This is a genomic window from Streptomyces sp. NPDC003032 (assembly GCF_053591415.1).
Genome location: NZ_JBSFTT010000009.1, coordinates 210,999 through 235,208, shown reverse-complemented (window position 1 = coordinate 235,208; position 24,210 = coordinate 210,999). Strand labels below are relative to the sequence as shown.

Below are 24,210 nucleotides of genomic sequence, written 5' to 3'. Positions count from 1 at the left end.
TGACCTTGTTATTCACATCCTGATGGGCTGAATAGAGCTAGTCAATAGCGAACGAATGCGCGAGTACACCAGCGGCGTACGCGGCCCGGATGATTGGCTGGATCGCATGGGCCACGACGAGGACAACGACCGGACGCAGGATCTCCACGGAGGCGCCGACACCGGTACTGATCCCGGTACCGCCCCCGGGAGTGACTCCCCCACCCGCCGCGACCAAGCCATCCGCGCCGCCGTCGAGCAGGGCGTCGTCGGCCCCTCCACCCCCCTCGCGGCCCTCCTCGACATCGCCGGCATCCGCGCGAGCGCCGCCGCCCTGCGCGCCGCCTTCGAGGCGGTCACCCCGCCCGGCACCCCCGTCCTGCACGCCTTCGCGGTGAAGGCGACCCCGCTCGTGCCGGTGCTGCGGCTGCTGCGCTCGGCGGGGATCGGCGCCGAGGTGGCGAGCCCCGGCGAGCTGGCCCTGGCGCGGGCCGCCGGCGTCGCGCCCGCCGACACGGTCCTGGACTCCCCCGCCAAGACGCCCGCCGAACTGCGCCAGGCGCTCGCGCTCGGCATCGCCGTCAACGCCGACAACCCGCAGGAGCTGGCCCGCGTCGACGCCCTGGTCCAGTCGGCGCCGACCGGCTCCCCCGTCGGGCTGCGCGTGAACCCGCAGATCGGCGGCGGTTCGATCGGCGCCCTGTCGACGGCCACGCCCACCTCCAAGTTCGGCATCCCGCTGCTGGACGAGGCCGCCCGGGAGTGGGTGGTCCAGGCCTGCCTCGACCGGCCGTGGCTGACCCGGCTGCACGCGCACTCCGGTTCACAGGGCATGCCCCTGGAGATGATGGTGCGCGGGGTCGGAGCGACGTACGAACTGGCCGAGGAGATCAACGAACGCGCCGGGCGGCGGCAGATCGACACCATCGACATCGGCGGCGGTCTGCCCGTCAACTTCGGCTCGGACGAGGAGACCCCGACGCACGCGCAGTACGCGCGCCGCCTCAAGGCGAGGGTGCCGGGGCTGCTCGACGGGCGGTACGGCCTGGTCACCGAGTTCGGCCGGTCGCTGCTCGCCAAGCACGGCACGGTCCTCGCCCGCGTCGAGTACGCGAAGAAGGCGGGCGGCAGGCCCATCGCGGTGACGCACGCGGGCGTGCAGGTGGCGACGCGGACGGTGTACGCGCCGCTCTCGTGGCCGCTGCGGATCGCCGCGTACGACGCGAAGGGGCGGCCCAAGAGCGGGCCCGCCGTCGGCCAGGACATCGCGGGCCCGGCCTGCTTCGCGGGCGACCTGCTCGCCGAGAACCGCCCGCTGCCGCTGCTCGAACAGGGGGATCACGTAGCGGTCCTGGACACCGGCGCCTACTACTTCACGGCCCACTACTCCTACAACAGCCTTGCCCGGCCCGGCATCCACGGCTTCGCGACGTACGCCGACGAGGTGCGGTTCGCCGCCGCGCGTGAGCCGCAGACGCTCGACGAGATCGTGGCGGAGGCGGGCGGCGGCTCGGAACGGGACGCGCTGCGGTACCTCTGAGGTTCCTCAACGCGGTACCTCTGAGGTTCCTCAACTCGCGCATAGTGACCTGGATCACGGGCAGACCCTCCCTCCCAGGCCACGTTCTCGGGGGAGGCTCCTGTGACGACATCGGACACGCCCACCGCCGCACCACCACCACCGCCCGCCGACGACGGCGCGCTGCACCGCGCCATCGGCCCCAAGCTGCTGATCCTCTTCGTGATCGGCGACATCCTCGGCACGGGCATCTACGCCACCACCGGCAAGGTCGCGGGGAAGGTCGGCGGCGCGCTGTGGCTGCCGTTCGCGATCGGCTTCGTCGTGGCGATCCTGACGGCGGCCTCGTACGTCGAACTGGTCGGCAAGTATCCGAAGGCGGCCGGGGCCGCGCTCTATACCCAGAAGGCGTTCAAGACGCCGTTCCTCACCTTCATCATCGCCTTCATGGTGATGTGCTCGGGGCTCTCGTCGGCGAGCGCGGCGGCCCGTGCCTTCAGCGGTGACTACCTCGGTGAGCTGACGGGCGACGCGCTGCCGCCGACCCTGATCGCCATCACCTTCATCGTCCTGCTCGCGGCGCTGAACCTGCGGGGCGTCTCGGAGTCCGTCAAGACGAACGTGGTCCTGACCCTCGTAGAACTGACCGGTCTCGCGATCATCCTCGCCATCGGCGCGTACGCCGTACTGAGCGGGGACGGCGAACCCTCCCGCCTCACCGACTTCGAGGCCGGCGGGGGCGGCACGGGCTACGCCCTGATGACCGGGGTGCTGGGGGCGACCGCGCTCGGCTTCTTCGCCTTCGTCGGCTTCGAGGACTCGGTCAACATGGCCGAGGAGACCAAGGACCCCGTGCGCGCCTTCCCGCGCGCGATCTTCATCGGGGTCGCGGTGACGGGCACGATCTACGTCCTGGTGGCGCTGGTCTCGTCCCTCCTGGTCGACTACAAGACGCTGGAGGGTTCGAGCGGGCCACTCCTGGAGGTCGTGAAGGCGGGCGGCGTCGACTTCCCGCACAAGCTCTTCGCGCTGATCGCCCTCTTCGCGGTCACCAACTCGGCGCTGATCAACATCATGATGGCCTCGCGGCTCTGCTACGGCATGGCCAACGAACGCATCCTGCCGCGCGCCATGGGCCGCGTCCTCGCCAAGCGCCGCACCCCGGTCGTCGGCATCGTCTTCGTCTCGCTCCTCGCGGTCGGCCTGGTCTCGACGGGCGAGATCGAGGGGCTCGGCGACACGACGGCGTTCCTCCTGCTGTGCGTGTTCGCGGTGGTCAACGTGGCGGTACTGGTCCTGCGCCGCGACCCCGTCGACCACACGCACTTCCGCACGCCGACCGTCCTTCCGGTGCTCGGCGCGATCACGGCGGTGATCCTGGCGAGCCCGCTCGCCGACCGTCCGGCGGAGGTCTACATCCGCGCGGGCATCCTGATCGCCATCGGGGTGGCGCTGTGGGTGGTCAACAAGGTGGTGCTGAAGGCGCGGGGCGAGGAGTGACCCCGGGCGTCACACGGCGGCGGTGCGGCGCCGTGCCCCGCCGGGCAGGGCGTCGCCCGCCGCCGGGCCCGTGGTGCGGTACGCCTTGGCCGTCTTGCCCGCAGGGGCGCCCGCCCCGCGTCCGAGCCAGTCGACGCGTACCCACAGGAGCACATCGCCGTCCTGCTCGCGGCGGCCGAGCCAGGCGGCCTTCGCCCACAGGCCGACTCCCGCGCCCGCCAGCACCGCGCCGCCCGCCACAGGCAGGGCGAAGGCGCTGCCGAGCGCGGCGAGGAAGGCGGCGACGAGCCACCAGCGGTGGCCGCGCCGCCAGTTGCGTACGGTCACCGACCGGCTCTGGAGCACGTCGTACTTCCCGGCGCGGGTCGCCTCGCGGGCAAGGGCGGTGTAGCGCTTCCTACGGGCGTACGCGATGACGGCGGCCGTCACGATGAACAGCGCGGCCCCGGCGAGCGCGCCGATGCGCCGCCCGGTGAGCCCGTCCGGCAGCGCCCCGACACCGGCGGCGGCCACCCCGAGCCACCACAGGGGCGCCGCCCCGGCCCGCACCACCACCGGCACCCTCACCAGACCATGTCCGCCGCGTCCCACGTCGTCGCCTCCTATGCCGCCGCTGTACCGCCGCTATGCCTCCGCTGCTTCGGCGGAGGAGGTTAGCGGTGGAATCTGAGGAGAGGGTGAGAACAGACCGCCCTCCTCCGCCCCTGCCAGGGACCGGGCGATATGGAACTGCTGCTCTGCCTCGGCCTGGCGGCCCGCTGCCGCGTACGTGCGTCCGAGCCGGCGGCGGACCTCCATCTCCAGGGGTCTGCTGGTGTGCTCGGTGAGCGTGGCCAGGGCCTCGCGCTGGAGAGTGATGGCCAACAGCAGGTCACCGTGCCCGTGTTCCGCGGCACCGTGCTCCGCGGCACCGAGCAGCGACAGGCTTGTCGCGCGCAGTTGCAGGTCGCCGACCTCCTGGGCCAGCTCCGCCGCGCGCCTCGCCAGGCCTTTGACCTCGGTGTGCCGGCCGAGCGCCAGATGGGCCTCGGCGGTGAAGCAGAGGGTCTTGCTGATCATCCGGGGGCGGCCGATCTTCTCGGCGAAGGTGAGGGAGGTGGCGTAGTACGTGAGTGCTTCCTCGTGCCGTCCCTGCTGGTCGTGGAGGGCGCCGAGGTTGCAGCTCGACATCCCGGACAGCCAGTCGTCGTCGAGCCGGGCCGCCAGCTCCATGACCTCGCTCAGATGGGCGACCGCCTCCGGGAAGCGGCCCAGCGCACGCTCAGCGGCGCCAAGCCCGGCGGTGGCCCGCGCCTGTTCACGCAGGTCGCCCTGGTGACGGGCGAGGCGCAGCGCGTCGGCGCACCAGGCGTGGGCCTGCTGGAAGCGCCCCTGGTAGATGTCCGCGATGGCCGAGCAGTTGCGCAGGGAGGAGGGCATCCGCCGGTCGTCGGCCAGGTCGGCGCTGGGCAGCGCGAGCTCCAGGGCGGCGCGGCACTCGTGGTAGCGGCCCTGGCGGACCAGCGGGTCGACCAGGGCCTCGGCGATCCAGCAGGCGTGGTCGTGCTGCCCGGTGGCCGCCGCGAAGGCGACCACGTCGAGCAGTTGGCCGCCCGCGGCATCCAGCCACGCGTCGGCCTCCCGCCAGTTCGAGAAGGGGGAGTCGGAGATGTCGGGGCCGGTCGGGAAGCCCTCGGGGCCCCAGTCGCTGGCGATGCGCCCGGCGGCTGTGTAGAGGTGCAGCACGGCGGCGCGGTCCGCGGCGGCCTCCTCGGGCACGGCGGCGGCGAGGCGGCGCGTGTGGTCGCGTACGAGATCATGCAGCCGGTAGCGGCTTGCCCGTGGCTGCTGGAGCAGGCTCGCGTCGACCAGGCGCTCCAGGAGGTCCTCGGTGTCCTGGAGCGAGCGGCCCAGCATGACGGCGGGGGCGAGCCCGTCGAACTCGGCGGTCGGGGCCTGCCCCAACGCCCGGAAGCCGCGCCGGAGTTCGGGGGCGAGCAGGTCGTAGGACATCCGGAAGGCGGCCTCCACGCTGCGGTCCTCCGCCCGCAGTTCGCCCAGGCGGCGTTCGTCGTCCGACATCCGGCCGACCAGGTGGGCCAGTGTCCAGGACGGGCGGTTCTGCAGCCGGGCCCCGGTGATCCGCAGCGCCAGCGGGAGACCGCCGCAGCGGCGGGCGAGTTCCCGCGCGGCCTCCGGTTCCCGTTCGGCGCGCGTCTCGCCGAGGAGGCGGGTGAGCAGCGTGACCGCCTCGCCCGTGTCCAGCGGCTCCACGGTGAGCCGCCGGTCGGCGTCGAGGCCGGGCAGACGCTGGCGGCCGGCCACAAGGACGCGGCTTCCCGGGCCCGCGGGCAGCAAGGGGCGTACCTGTTCCGCGCTGCGGGCGTCGTCCACGACCAGCAGCAGCCGCAGGGAGCTGGTGGCCGCGCGCCAGGCGGTGACCAACTCGTCCAGGTCGTCCGGCACTTCGTCGTCGGCGCCGTTGACCGAACGGAGCAGCCGGTGCAGTGCGCGCTGCGGGCGCGGGCTCTCGTGGGGGGCGCCGTGCGTGTGCAGGTCCACGAACAGGCAGCCGTCCGGGTACTGGTCGTGCAGCGTCCAGGCGGCGCGGACCATCAGCGCGGTCTTGCCGACGCCCGCCGTGCCGTCGATGGCGGCCACGGAGACGGAGCCTTGGGGCACCGGCGCGGTGAGCAGGGCGAGTTCCGGTTCCCGGCCTACGAGCCAGGGGGTGTCGCCGGGAAGTTCGTTGCGGTGGGGGCGTGACCTGGGCGCGGGTGGGGGTGGGGGCGGTGCTTGTGCGGCGATGTCGGTGGCTCGGGGCAGCGGTGCCCGGCCGAGCAGCATCAGGTCGTCCCGGCGCAGTACGCCCTGGTGCACCCGGCGCAGCTCCTCGCCGGGCTCCACGCCCAGCTCGCCGCGGAGCCGGTCCCGGGTCTCCTGGTAGGCGGCGAGCGCTTCGGCCTGCCGGCCGCTGCCGTACAGCGCGCGCATGCGCAGGGCGGCGAGCGGTTCGTCGTGCGGCTGTGCCGTGGGCGCGGCCAGGAGTGCGTCCAGGGCCTCCGCGTACCGGCCCAGGAGCAGCAGGCACTCCGCCCGCTCCTGGTGGAGGGTGCGCCGCTGCCGGGCGAGGCGCTGCCGCTCGGCGTCGGCGAACGGGCCGGGCAGGCCGGACAGCGGTTCCCCGCGGAACAGGTCCAGTGCCCGCGTACAGCCGTCGAGGGCGGTGCGGAGGTCGCCTGCGGCCTTCGCTCGGCGCGCCGCGGCGGCCTGTCCGGCCAACTCGCCGATGTCCGTGCGGGCTCGGGTGCCCGGTACGAAGCGGTAACCGCCACGCTCACCGCGGATCACGGATGCGGCGGGTCCGGTGCCGGGTACGTCCAGTGCCTTGCGCAGGGGGTAGACGTAGCTGGGCAGGACGCGGCGGCCCGTGCCCGGGGGTTCCAGTCCCCATACGTCGTCCAGCAGTTGCTGATGGGTGACGAGTGTCTCCGTACGCAGGATCAGTGCGGCCAGCACCGCCTGACGTCGTACGGGTCCCAGGTCGAGCGGCACCTCCCCGCGATGGGCGCCGACCGGGCCGAGCAGGGCGAGGCGCAGATGGTCCGCCGCGTCGTCCGTGCCCTCCGTGTCCCCCGCGCCCTCCATGTCCTCCATGTCCTTCGTGTCCTTCGTGTCCTCCGTGCCTGTCGTCCCGCCTGAGCCGGTCGTGTCCGCTGTGCTCGTGCCCACCCCGAAGACCCCCCGTGATTCCCCGTAGTTACCCGTGGTTCCCCGCTTCCCAGCGGCGTCCGCGTCCCCTGCTTCAGCAGGATTTCATCGGCATTGCAGTGTCTCGCGAGAGGGTACGGCGCGTTGTGTCCGCTCCCGAGGGCGTGAACCGTAGGAAAGCGAGCTGTTCCGTGAGTGAGAACCCGCAGGTGGATCCCCGGCAGGGCTTCGGCGGCCCCGGCCAGGCGCCGCCCCCGATGCCCGGCCAGGCGCCGCCGCCCGTCCCGCCGCAGGCACCAGGCGTGCCTTCGGCCTGGTCGCAGCCGGTTCCGGCGGGCGGCCCCGGCAATTCCGCCCCGGGCGGCGGCCGTTCGCGCATATGGCTGATCGGTGGCGCCGCGGCGCTCGCCGTGGCCGTGGTCGTCGGCGTGGTCATCACCACCTCGGAGGACGACGACAAGGGCGGCACCGCGTCGGTCAAGCCCTCCGGCGCACCGGGAGACGCCGCCAAGCCGAAGGCGCCGTCGTCGGGCAAGGCGTTCTCCAAGGTGCCCAAGGGGTGTGAGCTGATCAAGGCGTCCACCATCGAGGAGATCGCGCCCGGAGGTGAATGCACGCCCGGCCTGATGGACGACAAGGACCTGGCCACGATGATCACCAGGATGCCGAAGTGGGAGCCCGCCGACTACGGTCGCTATCAGAGCCTGAGCGTGAGCCTCACGGTCAGCGCGAGTGTCAAGGGCCAGTACGACCTCAAGAAGAGAACCGCTCTCAGCGACCTCAACGGTTTGCGCAAGGCGGAGGGCTCCCGGCCGGTCAGCGGGCTCGGCGAGGAGGCTGTCGTCGTCAGCACCGTCGACGCCAGGGACGGGACGCTGGCACAGTCCGAGGTGGTCGTCCGTGAGGGCAACGCCTCGCTCAGCGTGGACTTCACCTACAGCCGGAGTACGTCCGACACCACGCGGAAGCAGGCCGAGAACGCCGCCATCACCGCCGCCCGTGACGTCCTCGCCTCGCTGAGCTGACCGCCGCGGCGACGACGTGCACACACATCCCTACGAAGGCGGCGACCCCACGGCCGTACAGCCCGTGCAGCCCACGCACCCCACAGTGCCGCAGCCGCCGGACCGGGGCGGCCCCCGGCAGCAGAACCCGCAGAGCCCCGCCCGTATCGGCCCCTACGAGGTCTTCCAGCTCCTCGGCGAGGGCGGCATGGGCAGGGTGTTCCTGGCCAGGTCGCCGGGTTCGCGGCTGGTCGCCCTGAAGGTCATCCGGCCCGAGTACGCCGAGGCGCCGAACTTCCGCGGGCGTTTCCGGCGCGAGGCCGAATCCGCCCGCCGCGTGAGCGGCTTCTTCACCCCGCCGGTGCTCGACGCGGACGCGGACGCCCCACAGCCCTGGCTGGCCACGGCCTACGTCCCGGCGCCGTCGCTGCACGATGTCGTACGCGGCTTCGGTGTGCTGCCCGAGGCCGGCCTGCGGGCCCTGGGCACCGGCCTCGCGGAGGCGCTGCTCGCCATCCATGACGCCGGCATCGTCCACCGCGACCTCAAACCCGGCAACGTACTCATCGCCGAGGACGGGCCCCGCGTCATCGACTTCGGCATCAGCAGCGCGGTGGACGCCACCCAGGTGACCCGGACGGGCGCCGTGATGGGGACGCCCGGATTCATGGCGCCCGAGCAGATCATGTCGAGCCGCGAGGCGGGCCCGGCGGCCGACATCTTCTCCCTGGGCTGCGTCCTGGTCTTCGCGGCGACCGGGCGGGGTCCCTTCGGCACCGGAGGGACGGCCGAGATCCTCTACCGGGCCGTCCATGAGCCGCCCGAACTGGATGGCGTACCCGCGGCCTTGAGCCCGCTGATCAGCGCCTGCCTGGACAAGGACCCCGCCCGCAGGCCGCCCGCCGCGTCGGTGCTGGTCGGGTCCGGGGCCGCCGACCCTGCCGCGCTGCTCATCGATGGCGTGCGGGAGGACCTGGCGCGGCGGGAGGCGCACGCCGCCGTGCTGGTGGCCGCGCCGCCCGTGCCCCTGACGTCCCTCGCTCCGCCCGTCGACCCGTTCGCCGCCGAGGCCCCAAGGGGGCCGAGCCGCCGCAGGTTCCTGTGGATCGCCGCGGCGGGCACCACCGTCGCGGCGGGCGGAGGGGCCGCGGCGCTGGCCGGGTGGCGGTCGAAGCCCGGCACGACCCCGGCCCGGGGCGGCGGCAGCGGCAGCGCGGGCACCACCGGCCGGCCCGAGCCCAAGGTCCCGGCCGGCCCGAAGCCACGGTGGTCGGTCCCGCTGAAGAAGCTGGCGAGCGCACAACTGCAGCTCCTGGGCGACATGTTGGTGCACTGGGAGCAGAGACGCGCGACCGCCTACGACACCACCACCGGGAAGGAACGCTGGACGGGCTCGCTGCGCCTGCCCTCCGACGTCTCCACCGACCCGAAATGGCTGGGCGTGCGCGGATCGACGCTGTTCGCCTCGGCGTGGAGCGGCGAGCGCGGCTATCTGTCCGGTGTCGACGCCACAGGCAGACAGAAGTTCACCCACGCGCTCACCGAGCAGGGCGCCGACGCCCAGTCCTCCGACTTCGTCGACAGCGTCCTGTCCGTCGCCGGTCAGGTCGCGGTCGTCGGCACCAGTGGTCACAAGGGTTACGGGGTGCTCGCGGTCGATCTCCGCTCGGGCAAGGTGCTGTGGTCGCGCACGGTCAAGGGCAGCGACTTCCAGGCGTACGCCGACGGGAACCTCTGCTTCCTCCAGGACAACGGCACGCTCCGTGGCCTCGGCCTGCGCTCGGGCGCCGAACGGTGGAAGGTCCCGGACGTCATCAAGCCCGGCGCCTATCCGCACCTGTCCACCGACGGCAAGACGCTGCTCGTCACCAGTACGAAGGCGCAGGCCTTCCGCGTCACCGACGGCAAGAAGCTGTGGACCGCCGTCAACGAGACGACCACCATCAGCGCGGCCAGGGTCCGCGGCAAGCGGGCCTATCTGCACGACGGTCCGGGCACCGTGTTCGCCCTGGACATGCGCAGCGGCGAGCAGGTGTGGCACACGGCGAGCCCGGTGCACCTGACGACCACCGGCGGCGCGAACAGCCAGGGGCCGACCGTCTCCGCGTCCGTGGTGGCCATCGCCACGTTCGCCACCGGTGACGTTCCGGGGTTCATCGTCCTGCGCGCCTCCGACGGCAAGCCGCTCTGGGCACACCAGCCGTCCGGCAAAACCGGGGGCAAGAGCGAGTGGCTGCTCCAGACCTCCGGCAGCACGCTCTTCGCCGCGTCCGAGACCACCCTTTACGCCTTCCGGAGCGACACCTCATGACCACACCGCCCATGCCGCCGCCCATGCCGCCATCCGCGCCGCCGTCCGCGCCGCCCCCGCAAGCCTCCTCCCCCGCCTCCTCCCCCGCCTCGTACATCGGCCCCTACCGGGTCATCCGGGAGCTCGGCGCGGGCGGCATGGGCCGCGTCCACCTCGCCGCGTCGCGCAGTGGCCGTGCGGTGGCCGTCAAGGTCGTACGTCCCGAACTGGCCGCCGACCCCGACTTCCGCCGCCGCTTCAAGGCCGAGGTCGACGCCGCCCGCGCGGTCTCCGGCGCCTTCACCGCGCCGGTCGTGGACGCCGACCCCGAGGGGCCGCAGCCCTGGCTGGCCACCGCGTACATCCCCGGCCCCTCGCTCGCCGACGCGCTGGAGGCCCACGGGCCCATGCCCGAGCCCACCTTGCGTGTGCTCGGCGGCGGCCTGGCCGAGGCGCTGGCCGCGATCCACCGCGCCGGGCTCATCCACCGCGACCTCAAGCCGTCCAACATCCTGCTCACCCTCGACGGTCCCCGGGTCATCGACTTCGGCATCAGCAGGGCCGTCGACGGAACCGTGCTCACCGCCGAGGGCCAGGTCGCGGGGTCGCCCGGCTACATGTCGCCCGAGCAGTCGCGGGGTCTCGAACTGACGCCCGCGTCCGATGTGTTCGCCTTCGGCGCCGTGCTCGCCTTCGCCGCCACCGGCATACCGCCCTTCGGCACCGGCGCGGTACACGCCCTGCTCTACCGGGCCGCCTACGAAGAGCCGCAGTTGAACGGCGTCCCCCACGGCCTGCTCGGCATCGTCACCGCGTGCCTCGACAAGGACCCCGCCCGCCGCCCCACCGTCGAGCAACTACAGGCCTGGCTGCGCCCGGAGACCACCGCCGGCTGGCTCGGCGCGGTCGAGCTCCAGGTGACCGAGGACCAGCGCACACTTCAGGACGCGGTACGCGCCCCGCTGCTCAGCCGCCGCCGGCTGCTGACCGGCGGCGCCGCTCTCGCCGTGACCGCGGCGGCCGGCGGCACCACCTGGTTCCTGCGCTCACGGGGCGAGGACGGCAAGAACGGCAAGGGCACGGCCGCCACCCCTGAACTCGACTGGACCAAGGAGCTTCCGCAGCCCGGCATGTCCCTGCGCGCGGTGACCCGGTCCACGCTGCTGTGCACCCAACAGGCCTCCGGTGCCTGCTTCGACCGGGCCACCGGCAAGCTCCTGTGGAAGGACCTCGGCGGCCAGAACACCGACGCCCTCCCCGACGACAAGCGCGTCTACACCGTACGTACCGACGGCAAGGTGCACGCGTTCGACGGCCGGTCCGGCAAGAAGGTGTGGGACGCGTCCCCGGCCGGGGACAGCGCGCCCAAGCTGGACTTCTCGGACGGCGAGCTGGTCATGATCACAAGTGGTGGACGCTTCCAGGCCCTGGAGGCGTCGAGCGGCGAGGTGCGGTGGACCTCACGCGACGTGAAGGACGTGAGCATGATCCTCGGCGTCACCCCTGCGGGCGCGCCGCTCGCCTGGGGCGGCGCGTCGAAGACGGAACCGGGCGCGATGCTCAGGGGCTACTCCGCCCTGGACCGGGACACGGGCGAGCGCGTATGGGCGAAGGACCTCGTCACGCTCTACCCACCGGACAAGGGCAAGGTGCTCTACGGCATCGACGCCGACATGAAGCTGCTCGCCCTCGACCCCGACAACGGCGAGACGCTCTGGAGCGAAGCCACCGAACTCCCGCCCACGAACAGCGAGATTCTCGGCTACGCGGGGTGCATGAGCCTGCTCGAAGGCACCCTGTTCTGCTACCCGGGCACCGGCTTCAGCGGCTCGACCCGCGGCTTGCTCGCCGCCTTCGACCCGGCGTCGGGCAAGACCCTGTGGACGGTGCAGACCACCGCCCGCGGCAACCGCGGCTACGCACGCGCCGGCGCGACCGTCTGCTACCTCGACAAGAAGGTCCTGTACGGGATCGACGCCAAGACCGGCACGAAACGCTGGACGGCGGGGGCAGCCCTGGGCGACCTCGACCTCCTGGGCGCCCTGCGCGGGCTCTTCCTCGCCGCGGGCAAGAAGGGCCTGTACGCCTTCCACGCCGGCACCGGCGAACAGGTCTGGCACCACCGGGCCACCGGCAGCTCAGGCCCTTGGTCGGCACAGCCCATCGGCAACCACCTGTACGCCACCTGGTCCGGCAAGCTCTTCCGCTTCTCGGTGCCCAGGGCGTAGCGGACCTCCCGCACAAGGGCGCCGCTCACTCCACGAACAACCCCCGCGCCACCGCCCCCGCGTCGAACTCCTCAAGGCGCGCCTGCGCGTCCGGAAGACCGTCGCACATGGCCTCCAGGAGGACGCGGCCCAGCAGCATCGGGGCGCAGGCCGTGTCGAAGGCCAGGCCCGTGCCCACGGCTGCCGGGAGCAGGAGGTGGGAGTACGTCGCCACCGGGGCGAACGGGGAGTCCGCCACCGTGATCACCGTGAGGCCCGCCTCCCTGGCGTGGGCCAGCGCGTCGACGACCTCGCGGGGGTGGCGCGGGAGCGCGAAGCAGAGGAGGGCCGTGGCGCCCGCGCGGACCGCCGCGTCGATGCGGTCGGTCAGCATCGTGCCGCCCTCGTCGAGGAGGCGTACGTCGGGGTGGACCTTGGCGGCGAAGTAGGAGAAGCCGTACGCCTGGGAGGCGGCGGCGCGCAGGCCGAGAACGGGGAGGGGGCGGGAGGCGGCGAGGAGGCGGCCCGCCCGCTCCACCGGGCTCGGGTCCGCGAGGGCGTCCGCCAGGTGCCGGAGGTTCTCGATCTCCGCCTCGACCGCCTGCTGGTACTCGTTGAGGTCGTCCCCGCCGGCGGCCTCCGTGGGCGCCACGTCCCGCAGGTGTCTGCGGAGGGCGGGGTAGCCGTCGAAGCCCAGTGCCACCGCGAAGCGGGTGACCGAGGGCTGGCTCACCCCGGCCAGCTCCGCCAGTTCGACGCTGGAGAGGAAGGGGACGTCCGCCGCCCGCCGCACCATGCAGTGCGCGATGCGGCGCTGCGTGGGCGTGAGCCGGTGCCCCTCGAAGAGCACTTGCAGTCGCGCGGCAGGGCTGTCCGTCATGCCGTCGTCCCCCTCAGGATGTCTGTACCCACGGTCGTGCTCACGGTCGCTCCGGCGCCGGCTCGCAGCCCACCACCAGGCGGTACGCCACTTGCTGCCGGTGATTTACGCCGGTGCGCCGAAAACCATTGACAGCCTATTCAGACAGCAAGAACTCTGCATGACGATATACAGCCTGAGCCAGCGACAGGGCGCTGTACCGGGCCCTGGCCAGGGCGGCGCCGTGCCACCGGGGGCTGGGCCCCGGGTGGAAAGGGGGGTTACCCCCACCGCCCCCGGGGCCCCGGCGCCGTAACGTAGCCCGTATGGAAGCCCGTGACGCCGAACTCAAGAAGGAACTCGACGCCACTCTGCACGCCCGCAGAGAGCTAGGCGAAGAGTACGACTCCGCCTTGGTCGAGGCGTTCCTCGGCAAGATCGAGCAACGCCTCGACGGCACGATCGACCGCCGTATGCGCCGCCACCTGGCCGAACAGCAGATGGTCGTCGCCCGCGGCGCCCGCCCCTCCGGCGGCAGCGCCCTGGACTCGTGGAGCGAGCGGTTCGGCTTCGGCGTGATCTCGCTGATCCTCGCGGTCCCGCTCTCCGCGATCGGCGTGGCCAACGCGGGCCTGACCGGCCTCTTCGTGACCTGGGCGGGCATCTTCGGCGTGAACGCGGTGCACGCGGTCCGCGGCGCGGGCTTCGGGCAGCGGCGCAAGGGCCGCACTTCGGAGTGGGACGACGAGTAATCCCCTGCTGTCCGGGGCTTACGCCTGACGCGTGGGCAGCACGATCAGCTGACGCAGATTGACGTGCCGGGGGCGGCTGGCCGCGTAGGCGATGAGGTCCGCGACGTCGTCGGAGGCGAGCGACCCGATGGCGGCGAACATGCCGGACAGCTGACCGCTCAGCTCCTCGTTGTCGATGTGCCCGCGCAGCTCCGTCTCCGTCAGTCCGGGCTCCACGTTGGTGACGCGGACGTCGCGCGGGCCGAACTCCGTACGCAGCGACTCGGAGAGGTGGGTCAGCGCCGCCTTCGTCGCCCCGTACACCGCGTAGTTCGGGAAGGCGAGATGCGCGCCGACCGACGAGATGTTCACCAGGTCCGCCGTCCCGCCCTCCTCGGCCACCGCGATCAGGTCCGGCGTGAAGGCGCGGATGATCCGCAGCGCGCCCGCCACGTTCGTGTCCAGCATGCGCTGCCACTCGTCGGCGCGGCCCTCGGTGACCGGGTTCGGGAACATCACGCCCGCCGCGTTCACCACCAGGTCCACCCGCCCGAAGGCCGCCCGGACCCGCTCGGCGGCGGCGTCCACCGACGCCTGGTCCGTGACGTCGGCGGCGACGGCGAGCGCCGTGCCGCCGTCCGCCTCGATCTTCCCGGCCAGCTCCGCCAGGCGCTCCGCGCGCCGGGCGAGGAGCACGACCCGCGCGCCCTGCCCGGCGAGCAGCCGGGCCGTCGCCTCGCCGATGCCGCTGGCGGCTCCGGTGACGACGGCGGTACGACCCTCAAGTGTCGTGTACGTCATGGGGGTACTCCCTGTTGGTCCCGGCCGCCGGGCTTGTTCCCTGGCGGCGCCGGTGCCAACTCTGCGGGGGACACGTCCCGCCACCCAGGGATGCGCTTTTCCTAGGTCTGCCAGTACCAGGCTCGATCCGTCCCCGCCGCCTAGGATCGAACACATGGACGGCGACCTCGGAGACTTCCTGCGCTCACGGCGCGCCCGCATACAACCCGCCGACGTGGGCCTCGCCTCGCACGGCCGCCGCCGCGTGCCCGGCCTGCGCCGTGAGGAGGTCGCGCAGTTGGCGGGCGTCAGCGTCGACTACTACATCCGGCTCGAACAGGGCCGCGGCCCCTCGGTCTCCGACGCCGTGCTCGACGCCATCGCGCGCGTGCTGCGCCTGGACGAGACCGAGCACGCCTATCTGCGCACGGTGGCCCGCCCGCGGCCGCGCCCCCGCAAGGACAAGTCCGCAGCGCAGAAGGTCCGCCCCGGCCTGCGGCTGCTGCTCGACACCATCGACCGGGCGCCCGCGTTCATCGTCGGCCGCCGCATGGACGTCCTCGCCTGGAACGCCCTCGGCGACGCCCTCAACGGCTGGTCCCGGCTGTCGCCCGCCGAACGCAACGTCCCCCGCCAGGTCTTCCTGCACGCCCCGGCACGCGCCTGCTACCCGGAGTGGGAGGCGGTCGCGGCGGAGACCGTCGCGTATCTGCGCCTGGACGCAGCGCGCTGCCCCGCAGACACGCGACTCAGTGCCCTGGTGGGCGAGTTGTCCGTCAAGAGCGAGGCCTTCCGCCGCCTGTGGGCGGACCACCAGGTCAAGGAGAAGACCCACGGAGTGAAGCGGATCATCCACCCGCTCGTCGGCGAACTGGCCCTGCCGTACGAGACACTGACTCTGCCCGGCGACCCCGAGCAGATGCTGATCGTCTACATGGCGGAACCGGCCAGCGAGGCCGCGGACCGCCTCGCGCTGCTGGGCAGTTGGGCACTGAGCGCCCCGTAAGCAATCGCGGGGACCGCCGCACCCCCGGTCACCCAGGGGGCGGGACGACGGCGGTCCCCGCGAGGGACGTGGGCCAGGTCAGGGCCGGGCCACGTCCAGGCGTCCATGGAGGTCCGGGAGCCGCTCCGGAGTTCCTGACGCCGACAACCACCAATGTGCCGGAGCAGTGTTAAGCGGGTGCTGCGCGGACGTGACACGCTCGTACCACTTCCGCGAAGTTCACCCCACGGCTCCGACGCTCACTGCCCCTGCTGCTCCGCGAGGAACGCCAGCAGGTCCTGCCGGCTCACGACACCCGTCGGCTTGCCCTCGACGAGGACGATCGCCGCGTCGGCGCGGCCGAGCACCGACATCAGGTCGGCCACCGGCTCACCGGAGCCGACCTGCGGCAGCGGGTCCGACATGTGCTTCTCCAGCGGGTCGCCGAGCGAGGCGCGCTGGGCGAACAGGGCGTCGAGCAGCTCGCGTTCGACGACGGAGCCGATGACCTCCGCGGCCATCACGTCGGGGTGACCGGCGCCCGGCTTCACGATCGGCATCTGCGAGACGCCGTACTCGCGCAGCACGTCGATGGCCTCGCCCACCGTCTCCTCGGGGTGCATGTGCACCAGCGAGGGCAGCGCGCCGCCTTCCTTGCGGCCCAGCACGTCGCCGACGCGCGGCTGGTCGCCGGGCTCCTCCAGGAAGCCGTAGTCGTTCATCCACTCGTCGCTGAAGATCTTGCTCATGTAGCCGCGCCCGGAGTCGGGCAGGAGGACGACGACGACATCGTCCGGGCCCAGCCGCTCCGCGACCCGCAGCGCCGCGACGACCGCCATGCCGCAGGAGCCGCCCACGAGCAGCCCCTCCTCCTTGGCGAGGCGCCGCGTCATCTGGAAGGAGTCCTTGTCGGACACCGCGATGATCTCGTCGGTGACGTCACGGTCGTACGCCGTCGGCCAGAAGTCCTCGCCGACGCCCTCGACGAGGTAGGGCCGCCCGGACCCGCCGGAGTACACGGACCCCTCGGGGTCGGCGCCGACGACCCTGACCCTCCCCTCCGAGATCTCCTTCAGATAGCCGCCGGTCCCGGAGATGGTGCCGCCGGTCCCGATGCCCGTGACGAAGTGGGTGATCCTCCCCTCCGTCTGCTCCCACAGCTCGGGGCCGGTGGAGTGGTAGTGGGAGAGCGGGTTGTTCGGGTTGCTGTACTGGTCCGGCTTCCACGCGCCGGGCGTCTCGCGTACGAGCCGGTCGGAGACGTTGTAGTACGAATCCGGGTGCTCGGGGTCGACAGCGGTCGGGCAGACGACCACATCGGCGCCGTACGCGCGCAGCACATTGATCTTGTCCAGGGAAACCTTGTCCGGGCAGACGAAGATGCACTTGTAGCCCTTCTGCTGGGCCACGATGGCGAGCCCGACCCCGGTGTTGCCGGACGTCGGCTCGACGATCGTCCCGCCGGGCTTCAGCTCCCCGCTCTGCTCGGCAGCCTCGATCATGCGCAGCGCGATGCGGTCCTTCACGGATCCGCCGGGGTTGAAGTACTCGACCTTGGCCAGGACGGTCGCCTGGATGCCCGCGGTCACGTTGTTGAGCCTTACCAGCGGGGTATTGCCGACGAGGCTGATCATCGAGTCGTGGAATTGCACCGTTGTCTCCGGGCTGCGATGTAGTGCGACGAATTATGAATGGGTGCCGTCAGCCTAAGGGTGCCCGGGGTGTCCAAGGGGCTCCCTCATCCGTTCACCTCCGCTTGCGATTGGCCGACCGTGCTTACGGGGCAAGGAGTGGATGTACGGCGATTCGGCAACGAGGAGGTGGCTGCGGGGCATGTCGAGGGCGAGGGTGGCACGGCGGATCGCCGCGGGCGCGGCGTACGGCGGCGGAGGCATCGGGCTGATCGGGGCCGCGACGGTCGGCGTGGTGCTCGCCGAGGTGCAGCTGGCGAAGCGGTCCGTGGGCGGCTCCCACGCGGATCCGCCGCGGTCCGACGGCCGCTACGGCAGGGCGTACGTCGAGAACTCCGGCCGTCCCGACTGCTCCGAACCGGTGCGGTTCGCGATGCTCGGCGACTCCACGGCGGCGGGGCAGGGCGTGCACCGGGCCGGGCAGACGCCGGGGGCGCTGCTCGCCTCCGGGCTCGCGGCCGTCGCGGAGCGGCCCGTGGACCTGCGGAACGTGGCGCTGCCGGGCGCCCAGTCCGACGACCTGGACCGGCAGGTGACGCTGATCCTCTCGGACCCGTCCTGGGTGCCTGACGTCTGCGTCGTCATGATCGGCGCGAACGACGTGACGCATCGGATGCCGCCGACGCGGTCGGTGCGGCACCTCTCGGCGGCGGTGCGGAGGCTGCGTACCGCCGGGGCGGAGGTCGTGGTCGGCACGTGTCCCGACCTCGGCACCGTGGAGAACGTCTACCAGCCGTTGCGGTGGCTTGCCCGCCGGGTCTCGCGGCAGCTGGCCGCCGCGCAGACGATCGGCGTGGTCGAACAGGGTGGGCGGACGGTGTCGCTCGGCGATCTGCTCGGCCCCGAGTTCCTGGCGAACCCGCGGGAGCTGTTCGGTCCCGACAACTACCATCCCTCGGCGGAGGGGTACGCGACCGCGGCCATGGCGGTCCTTCCCACGCTCTGCGCGGCGCTCGGGCTGTGGCCCGAGGAGGAGCGGCCCGACATCTCGCGGCGCGAGGGGTTCCTGCCGGTGGCGCGGGCGGCCGCGCAGGCCGCGGCGGAGGGCGGTACGGAGGTCACCGCCGCGATGCCGGCCGGCCCTCGGGGGCCGTGGGCCCTCATCAAGCGCCGCCGGCGCCGGCGCATCCACGCCCCGGAGCCGTCTCCGCTGCCGCGGTGAGCTTCGCGGCCACGTGCGGCCCGGTGGGGGCTGGCCGCGCAGTTCCCCGCGCCCCTGATGGGGCGCTCCCGGCGGGGGCGCCTCCGTCAGGGGCGCGGGGGAACGCCCCAAAGGGGCGCGAGGAACTGCGCGAGCAACCACGACGCGCCCGCACCAGAAAGGGCACCCCCTGCCCGGCGCCCCGCCAGCCTGAGCGCCCGCTTAGAAATGCGTCCCTCATCACAGCCCCTGCCCCCTGACGCCCATCCCTACGTACAGGTAACTTCCCAGGAGTCCGCCCATCCCGCGCCCCGCAGCCTGGGGCGCCCCCGCCAGCAGGAGCTTCCTGATGCCCGAAGCCGTGATCGTCTCTGCCGCCCGCACCCCGATCGGCCGCGCCTTCAAGGGCTCGCTCAAGGATCTGCGCCCGGACGACCTGACCGCCACGATCATCGGGGCCGCCCTCGCCAAGGTCCCCGAGCTGGACCCGAAGGACATCGACGACCTGATGCTCGGCTGCGGGCTGCCCGGCGGCGAGCAGGGGCACAACCTCGGCCGCATCGTGGCCGTACAGATGGGCATGGACCACCTGCCCGGCTGCACCATCACCCGCTACTGCTCCTCGTCCCTCCAGACGAGCCGCATGGCCCTGCACGCCATCAAGGCCGGCGAGGGCGACGTCTTCATCTCGGCGGGCGTCGAGATGGTGTCCCGCAGCGTCAAGGGGTCGAGCGACGGCCTGCCCGACACCCACAACCCCCTCTTCGCCGACGCCGAGGCCCGCACCGCGGCCCGCGCCGAGCAGACCGGCACGGACTGGCACGACCCGCGCGAGGACGGCCTGATCCCGGACGCGTACATCGCGATGGGGCAGACCGCGGAGAACCTCGCCCGCGCCAAGGGCGTCACCCGCCAGGACATGGACGAGTTCGGCGTCCGCTCCCAGAACCTCGCCGAGGAAGCCATCAAGAACGGCTTCTGGGAGCGCGAGATCACCCCGGTCACCACCCCCGACGGCACGGTCGTCAGCAAGGACGACGGCCCGCGCGCCGGCGTCACGTACGAGGGCGTCCAGGGCCTCAAGCCCGTCTTCCGCCCCGACGGCCTGGTCACCGCCGGCAACTGCTGCCCGCTGAACGACGGCGCCGCCGCCCTCGTGATCATGAGCGACACCAAGGCCCGCGAGCTGGGCCTGACCCCGCTCGCCCGCATCGTCTCCACCGGCGTCACCGGCCTCTCCCCCGAGATCATGGGCCTGGGCCCGGTCGAGGCGTCCAAGCAGGCCCTGCGGCGTGCCGGGCTGACCATCGACGACATCGACCTCGTCGAGATCAACGAGGCCTTCGCCGCCCAGGTGATCCCGAGCTACCGCGACCTGGACATCCCGCTGGAGAAGCTGAACGTGAACGGCGGCGCGATCGCGGTCGGCCACCCCTTCGGCATGACGGGCGCCCGCATCACCGGCACGCTCATCAACTCCCTCCAGTTCCACGACAAGCAGTTCGGCCTGGAGACGATGTGCGTCGGCGGCGGCCAGGGCATGGCGATGGTCATCGAGCGCCTGAGCTGACGCAGAGTCGGCGGGGATCGACGCTCAGTTCCGGCCCTCTTTCCCTGCACCTTTTCGTGACCCAATCTCCCCCAGGATGTGACCTATCTCCTGGGGGAGATGCATATGCCCAGCTCAGAGCACGTCTGCGGAGATACACAGGGCCCAAAGGCCTGTCCTTTTCATGACGTTATGCACTGACAGGTGGATCGTGCAGGCTTCAAGCTGATGTAGGAAGTCGGGGGTCGACTTGAAACCGGGAGTACGTCAGTGAGCGCCATGCCTCTTGCCTTGCTGCTCTCCACGGCCGCCGCCACGGTCGTGGGCGCCGCCGTCCTGCACGCAGTGCGCGGCCTGCGCAAGCAGCTCGCCGAGATCACAGCGGCCCTGTGCACCGAGCCGGCCGACAGCCGTGCCACCGACCGCCGATCACACCCCACGGTGCCGGGCGCCCGTACCTCCGTGGACGCCGACGAGATACGCGCGGCCGTGGCCGAGGCGCTCGCCGAGGAGCGCGAGCGGGAACTGGCCGAGGCCCGCGCCTTCTGGGCCGCCCAGGAGGCCCACGAGGGCTCGGACGCGCCGTCCCTGCTGCACGGCCTGCCGGGCATTCCCGACGGCATCGCCGACGAGCTGTTCCTGCCGCGCCAGGCCGACTTCACCGGCCTCGAGGCGGAGAGCCTGGAGCCGGTGATCGAACCCTTCGCCGACCCGGCCGCCGACGAGATCGCCGGGGATTCGCCGGAGTTGGCCGCGGCCCGCCGCCGTCACCCCTCGCACCCGGACTTCGTACCGGTGCGGGCCTCCGCCTCGGAGGGGTACGGCGACCACGAGCGCACGGTGGCCTGCCTCGAAGAGCTGGCCGACGCCCGCACCGCCCTCGCCGACGTCCGCCCCGGCCCGCTGGGCACCCTGGACGTGTACGTCTTCACGGACGGCACCACGCTCTGCATGACCCCGGGCCACCGCGAGACCGCGGAACTCCTCGCCAACGCCCTGCGCGAGGGCCACGCCCCGGTCCTGCTCGGCGGCTCCGGCATCTCGGGCGCGTACGCCCTGACCTTCGAGTGCGGCACCGAGAACGTCTACATCCTGGCCGACCGCGTCATCGCCTCGGTCTCCTAGACCCCGGCCCGCTTCTGCGCCTGCGCCACGAGCTTCAGCGTCCGCGCCAACTCCTCCGGGTCCTTGAGCACAAGGGCCAGATCGCGCCCCGCGACGGTGATCTGGTCGGCGGCGGCGAACATCCCCGCGTCCGGCATCTCGCGCGGCGGGGCGTCCGGCTCCTCGATGGCTTGCGCGCGCGCCGCCAACTCCCTGGCCAGAGCCAGCGCCTCGGTCGCGGCACCGCGCTGCAGGCGGCTCTGCGGCGCGGCCCGCAGGCGGTCGGCGAAATGGTCCACTGCGGCCGTCAAAGGCGTCGTATCTAGCACCCCGCGACCTTATGTGCCTTTGCGGGACTGTTGCCAACGCCCCCACGCTCAGGCACGGTGTCGTGAAGGACGGAACACATCGCGACGCGTCCGGAGGCGCCGATGTCCCAAGTCTTCTCCGAGGAGACCCACCGCAACCTGCTCGCCCGAATCCCCCACTGCACCGGTCGTGAAGTCTCCGACTGGCTGCGCGCCGTGGACGAAGGGCCCTCCCTCTTCCGCTTCGAGGAGAAGGTGAGCTGGCTCCGCGCCGAACACAACCTCGCGTACGGCCACGCGAAAGCGATCATCCACGAGTACGACATGAGGCGGGCCGCCCGCAAACTCCTGTGACTCCCCCCAGACCCTCAGACCCTCAGACCCCCAGACTTTCGACCGGCACACCCCCGACCCGCCCGACCACCCTCACCCGTACACGACGAAGGGCCCGCGGACCGGAATCGGTCCGCGGGCCCTTCGGCCGTCAGTGGCGGCTCAGCCGCCGAGCGGCCTGCCTCAGTCGTTCCCCTGGAGGATCGCGATGAGGCGCAGGAACTCGAGGTAGATCCAGACGAGCGTCATCGTCAGACCGAACGCCGCGAGCCAGGCCTCTTCCTTCGGCGCGCCGTACGCGATGCCGTCCTCGACCTGCTTGAAGTCGAGGGCGAGGAAGCAGGCGCCGAGCAGAATGCCGACGATGCCGAAGACGATGCCGAGGCCGCCGCTGCGGAAGCCGAGGCCGTCGCCGCCGCCGATGACCGCGAACAGGAGGTTCACGGCGGTCAGCAGCAGGAAGCCCATCGCCGCGGCCATCACGAAGCCGTAGAAGCGACGGTTGACGCGGATCCAGCCCGCCTTGTACGCCACGAGGACGCCGACGAAGACGGCCATCGTGCCGAGCACGGCCTGCATGGCCGCGCCGTCCGCGATGCGGTTGTCGACGACGCTGGAGACGACGCCGAGGAAGACGCCTTCCAGCGCGGCGTACGTCAGGATCAGCGCGGGCGAGGCCTTGCGCTTGAACGCCTGGACGAGGCCGAGCACCATCGCGACGAGACCGGCGCCGATGGCGATGCCGTACGACTTGCTGATGTTGGCGTCGTCGACCGGCAGCAGGGCCCAGGCGAGCGCCGCCGTGACCAGCAGCGTGCCGAGCGTGGTCGCGGTGCGCATGACGACGTCGTCCATCGTCATGCGGCCCGTGGTGCTTACGGGCGCCTGGGGCGCGCCGTACTGCACGTCCTGCTGGGCATACGGATTGGTGGCGTAGGGGTTGGCCGCGGGGGCCTGCTGGCCGCCCGCGTACGGACTGCCCTGCGCGTACGGGTTGCCCTGGGTCTGGGTCGCGGCTGCGGGTCCCCCGGCCTGCGGCTGCGCGCCGAAGCCGGCGTGGCCGTTGTCGCGGCTGAACCCCCGTCGCGAGAAGACCGGGTTGCTGCTCCTCATTTCACTCCTCCATGGCCACCGTGCGTGGCTTTGCCTTCAAGAGTAATGCGTAGGCAAAAGGATGGACCTAGTGCTTGGGGAGGATCTTTCCCTCTCCTGCCCCGAGAACGCCCGGGGCGGCCCGTACTGTTCCCGGATCGGAACCGTTCCCCCGCACGAGTGGCACCAGCGAGATGGCGGCGGCGCCGAGGACGGCGGCGACCGCGAAGGTCGTGAAGCCGAGCGAGGCGTTGCCGCCCGCGATCACCGCGCCGCCCAGCCAGGGCCCGACGACCGCTCCGGTGCGCCCGATGCCGGCGACCCAGCCGAGCCCCGTGGCGCGCTCCGCGGGACCGTAGACGGAGGACGTGGCCGCGTACACCATCACCTGCGCGGAGAAGAGCCAGATGCCGGTGACGAAGACGAGGGCGTAGGCGACACCGAGCGGCAGCTGGGCCTTGAGCAGGAAGGCGCCGCAGGCGGTGAGCAGGAACCAGACCGCGGAGGTCCTGACGGCGCCGAAGCGGTCGGCGGTGCGCCCGGCGATGAACATGCCGACGATGCCGCCCGCGTTGATCACCATCAGGAAGGTGACGGAGGAGGAGAGGGAGTAGCCGGAGGCGCGCATCAGCTCGGGGAGCCAGGTGGAGACCCCGTAGACGAGGAGGAGCCCGGCGAAGGACGCGGTCCACAGGAGCGGGGTGGTCACGCGCCGCCCGGGTGCGAAGAGCGCGGCGACGGCGGAGAAGCGGCCCCTCGCACCGGCCCCGGGGGCTTCGGCGAGGGTCGGGGACGGCAGGCGGTAGCGGGCGGCGACGGCCTCGGCCTCGCGCGTGCGGCCCTTGGCGAGCAGCACGCCGGGCGACTCGGGCAGCCACTTGACGACGAGCGGGACGGCGACGAGCGCGGGGATCACGCCGGTCCAGAAGACGACGCGCCAGCCGTGGTCGGGTCCGAGCGCGAGCCCGAGGCCCGTGGCCGTCATGCCGCCCGCGTGGTACGAGGTCATCATCAGGCCGGTGGTGAGCGCGGCCCTGCCCGGCGGCGCGAACTCGGCGACGATCGCGAGCCCGATCGGCATGAGCCCGCCGAGCCCGAGCCCGGAGACGAAGCGTCCGGCGCCGAAGAACGCGGCGCTCGGCGCGAGCGCGCACAGCGCGGACCCCAGCGAGAAGAGGACGACGCTGCCCGTCACCATCGGCTTGCGCCCGGCCCAGTCGGTGAGGGTGCCGCAGCCGAGGGCGCCGATCAGCATGCCGAAGGTGGTCCAGGAACCGATGGTCCCGGCGGTGGAGGCGCTGAAGCCGAAGCCCTCGTCGTCGATGAGGTGCGGCATGACGGCGCCGTAGATGTTCACGTCCATGCCGTCGAAGAAGACGACGAGCCAGCACAGGGCCAGGACGGGAGCGACGGATCTGAAGGTCCGCTCAGGGGGAGTCGAAGTCACG

Annotated in this window: 19 protein-coding genes; 11 read left to right on the top strand and 8 right to left on the bottom strand. The window is 72.3% G+C overall.

Annotated features, from left to right (window positions below; all coding sequences use genetic code 11):
• The first annotated feature begins 106 nt into the window (after positions 1–106).
• Together ACWDZ7_RS15720 and ACWDZ7_RS15715 are read left to right on the top strand one after the other, a co-directional pair.
• Entirely contained in the window at positions 107–1,519 is a 1,413-nt protein-coding gene (locus ACWDZ7_RS15720; protein WP_451797461.1) for a diaminopimelate decarboxylase, read from the top strand.
• A 102-nt stretch (positions 1,520–1,621) separates the two neighbouring features.
• Positions 1,622–2,998 carry an APC family permease gene (locus ACWDZ7_RS15715; RefSeq protein WP_451797358.1) on the top strand — a complete coding sequence of 459 codons (1,377 nt, stop codon included), beginning with the start codon at positions 1,622–1,624 and terminating at the stop codon, positions 2,996–2,998.
• A 9-nt stretch (positions 2,999–3,007) separates the two neighbouring features.
• Here ACWDZ7_RS15715 and ACWDZ7_RS15710 read toward each other — a convergent pair whose 3' ends face one another.
• The gene (locus tag ACWDZ7_RS15710) at positions 3,008–3,589 is read right to left on the bottom strand and encodes a hypothetical protein (protein ID WP_451797357.1); all 582 of its coding nucleotides are present in this window, start codon (positions 3,587–3,589) and stop codon (positions 3,008–3,010) included.
• Between the two features lie 33 nt (positions 3,590–3,622).
• Entirely contained in the window at positions 3,623–6,709 is a 3,087-nt protein-coding gene (locus ACWDZ7_RS15705; protein ID WP_451797356.1) for an AfsR/SARP family transcriptional regulator, read from the bottom strand.
• 170 nt (positions 6,710–6,879) lie between these two features.
• Here ACWDZ7_RS15705 and ACWDZ7_RS15700 point away from each other — a divergent pair, with 170 nt between their 5' ends.
• The 3 genes from ACWDZ7_RS15700 to ACWDZ7_RS15690 are packed head-to-tail and all read left to right on the top strand — an operon-like array spanning position 6,880 to position 12,210.
• The gene (locus ACWDZ7_RS15700) at positions 6,880–7,713 is read left to right on the top strand and encodes a hypothetical protein (protein WP_451797355.1); all 834 of its coding nucleotides are present in this window, start codon (positions 6,880–6,882) and stop codon (positions 7,711–7,713) included.
• Between the two features lie 16 nt (positions 7,714–7,729).
• On the top strand, positions 7,730–10,003 hold the full coding sequence (locus ACWDZ7_RS15695; protein ID WP_451797353.1) for a protein kinase domain-containing protein: 2,274 nt from the start codon (positions 7,730–7,732) through the stop codon (positions 10,001–10,003).
• Complete coding sequence (locus ACWDZ7_RS15690) at positions 10,000–12,210, top strand: protein kinase domain-containing protein (protein ID WP_451797351.1); 2,211 nt, start codon at positions 10,000–10,002, stop codon at positions 12,208–12,210. The genes ACWDZ7_RS15695 and ACWDZ7_RS15690 overlap by 4 nt, the downstream gene beginning before the upstream one ends.
• A gap of 25 nt (positions 12,211–12,235) precedes the next feature.
• On the opposite strand, the gene ACWDZ7_RS15685 is transcribed toward ACWDZ7_RS15690, so the two are convergent.
• Positions 12,236–13,069: a MurR/RpiR family transcriptional regulator gene (locus ACWDZ7_RS15685; protein ID WP_451797350.1), complete on the bottom strand. Its 834-nt coding sequence runs from the start codon at positions 13,067–13,069 to the stop codon at positions 12,236–12,238.
• 305 nt (positions 13,070–13,374) lie between these two features.
• Here ACWDZ7_RS15685 and ACWDZ7_RS15680 point away from each other — a divergent pair, with 305 nt between their 5' ends.
• Positions 13,375–13,800, top strand: coding sequence for a hypothetical protein (locus tag ACWDZ7_RS15680; RefSeq protein WP_451797349.1), 426 nt, complete (start codon positions 13,375–13,377; stop codon positions 13,798–13,800).
• Between the two features lie 18 nt (positions 13,801–13,818).
• Here ACWDZ7_RS15680 and ACWDZ7_RS15675 read toward each other — a convergent pair whose 3' ends face one another.
• On the bottom strand, positions 13,819–14,580 hold the full coding sequence (locus ACWDZ7_RS15675) for an SDR family oxidoreductase (protein WP_451797347.1): 762 nt from the start codon (positions 14,578–14,580) through the stop codon (positions 13,819–13,821).
• Between the two features lie 154 nt (positions 14,581–14,734).
• Here ACWDZ7_RS15675 and ACWDZ7_RS15670 point away from each other — a divergent pair, with 154 nt between their 5' ends.
• Positions 14,735–15,565 (top strand): helix-turn-helix transcriptional regulator, encoded by an 831-nt coding sequence (locus tag ACWDZ7_RS15670; RefSeq protein ID WP_451518763.1) that lies wholly within the window; start codon positions 14,735–14,737, stop codon positions 15,563–15,565.
• A 239-nt stretch (positions 15,566–15,804) separates the two neighbouring features.
• Here the strand turns inward: ACWDZ7_RS15670 and ACWDZ7_RS15665 are convergent, their stop codons facing one another.
• Complete coding sequence (locus ACWDZ7_RS15665; protein WP_451797345.1) at positions 15,805–17,196, bottom strand: cystathionine beta-synthase; 1,392 nt, start codon at positions 17,194–17,196, stop codon at positions 15,805–15,807.
• Positions 17,197–17,377: 181 nt separating this feature from the next.
• Here ACWDZ7_RS15665 and ACWDZ7_RS15660 point away from each other — a divergent pair, with 181 nt between their 5' ends.
• The 3 genes from ACWDZ7_RS15660 (at position 17,378) to ACWDZ7_RS15650 (ending at position 21,050) form a co-directional block, all read left to right on the top strand.
• Positions 17,378–18,397, top strand: a complete 1,020-nt coding sequence (locus ACWDZ7_RS15660) for an SGNH/GDSL hydrolase family protein (protein WP_451797343.1) — start codon at positions 17,378–17,380, stop codon at positions 18,395–18,397.
• Between the two features lie 328 nt (positions 18,398–18,725).
• A complete protein-coding gene (locus ACWDZ7_RS15655) occupies positions 18,726–19,946 on the top strand; it encodes an acetyl-CoA C-acetyltransferase (protein ID WP_451518760.1) in 1,221 nt (406 codons plus the stop codon).
• Between the two features lie 258 nt (positions 19,947–20,204).
• Positions 20,205–21,050, top strand: a complete 846-nt coding sequence (locus ACWDZ7_RS15650) for a hypothetical protein (RefSeq protein WP_451797460.1) — start codon at positions 20,205–20,207, stop codon at positions 21,048–21,050.
• Here ACWDZ7_RS15650 and ACWDZ7_RS15645 read toward each other — a convergent pair.
• Positions 21,047–21,358 carry a hypothetical protein gene (locus tag ACWDZ7_RS15645; protein ID WP_451797342.1) on the bottom strand — a complete coding sequence of 104 codons (312 nt, stop codon included), beginning with the start codon at positions 21,356–21,358 and terminating at the stop codon, positions 21,047–21,049. The genes ACWDZ7_RS15650 and ACWDZ7_RS15645 overlap by 4 nt on opposite strands.
• A gap of 102 nt (positions 21,359–21,460) precedes the next feature.
• Between ACWDZ7_RS15645 and ACWDZ7_RS15640 the strand changes: the two genes are divergently transcribed.
• Complete coding sequence (locus tag ACWDZ7_RS15640) at positions 21,461–21,691, top strand: DUF4287 domain-containing protein (RefSeq protein WP_451797340.1); 231 nt, start codon at positions 21,461–21,463, stop codon at positions 21,689–21,691.
• A 162-nt stretch (positions 21,692–21,853) separates the two neighbouring features.
• On the opposite strand, the gene ACWDZ7_RS15635 is transcribed toward ACWDZ7_RS15640, so the two are convergent.
• Entirely contained in the window at positions 21,854–22,783 is a 930-nt protein-coding gene (locus tag ACWDZ7_RS15635; RefSeq protein WP_451797338.1) for a Bax inhibitor-1/YccA family protein, read from the bottom strand.
• 67 nt (positions 22,784–22,850) lie between these two features.
• On the bottom strand, positions 22,851–24,209 hold the full coding sequence (locus ACWDZ7_RS15630) for an MFS transporter (RefSeq protein ID WP_451797337.1): 1,359 nt from the start codon (positions 24,207–24,209) through the stop codon (positions 22,851–22,853).
• Between the last annotated feature and the right edge of the window lies 1 nt (position 24,210).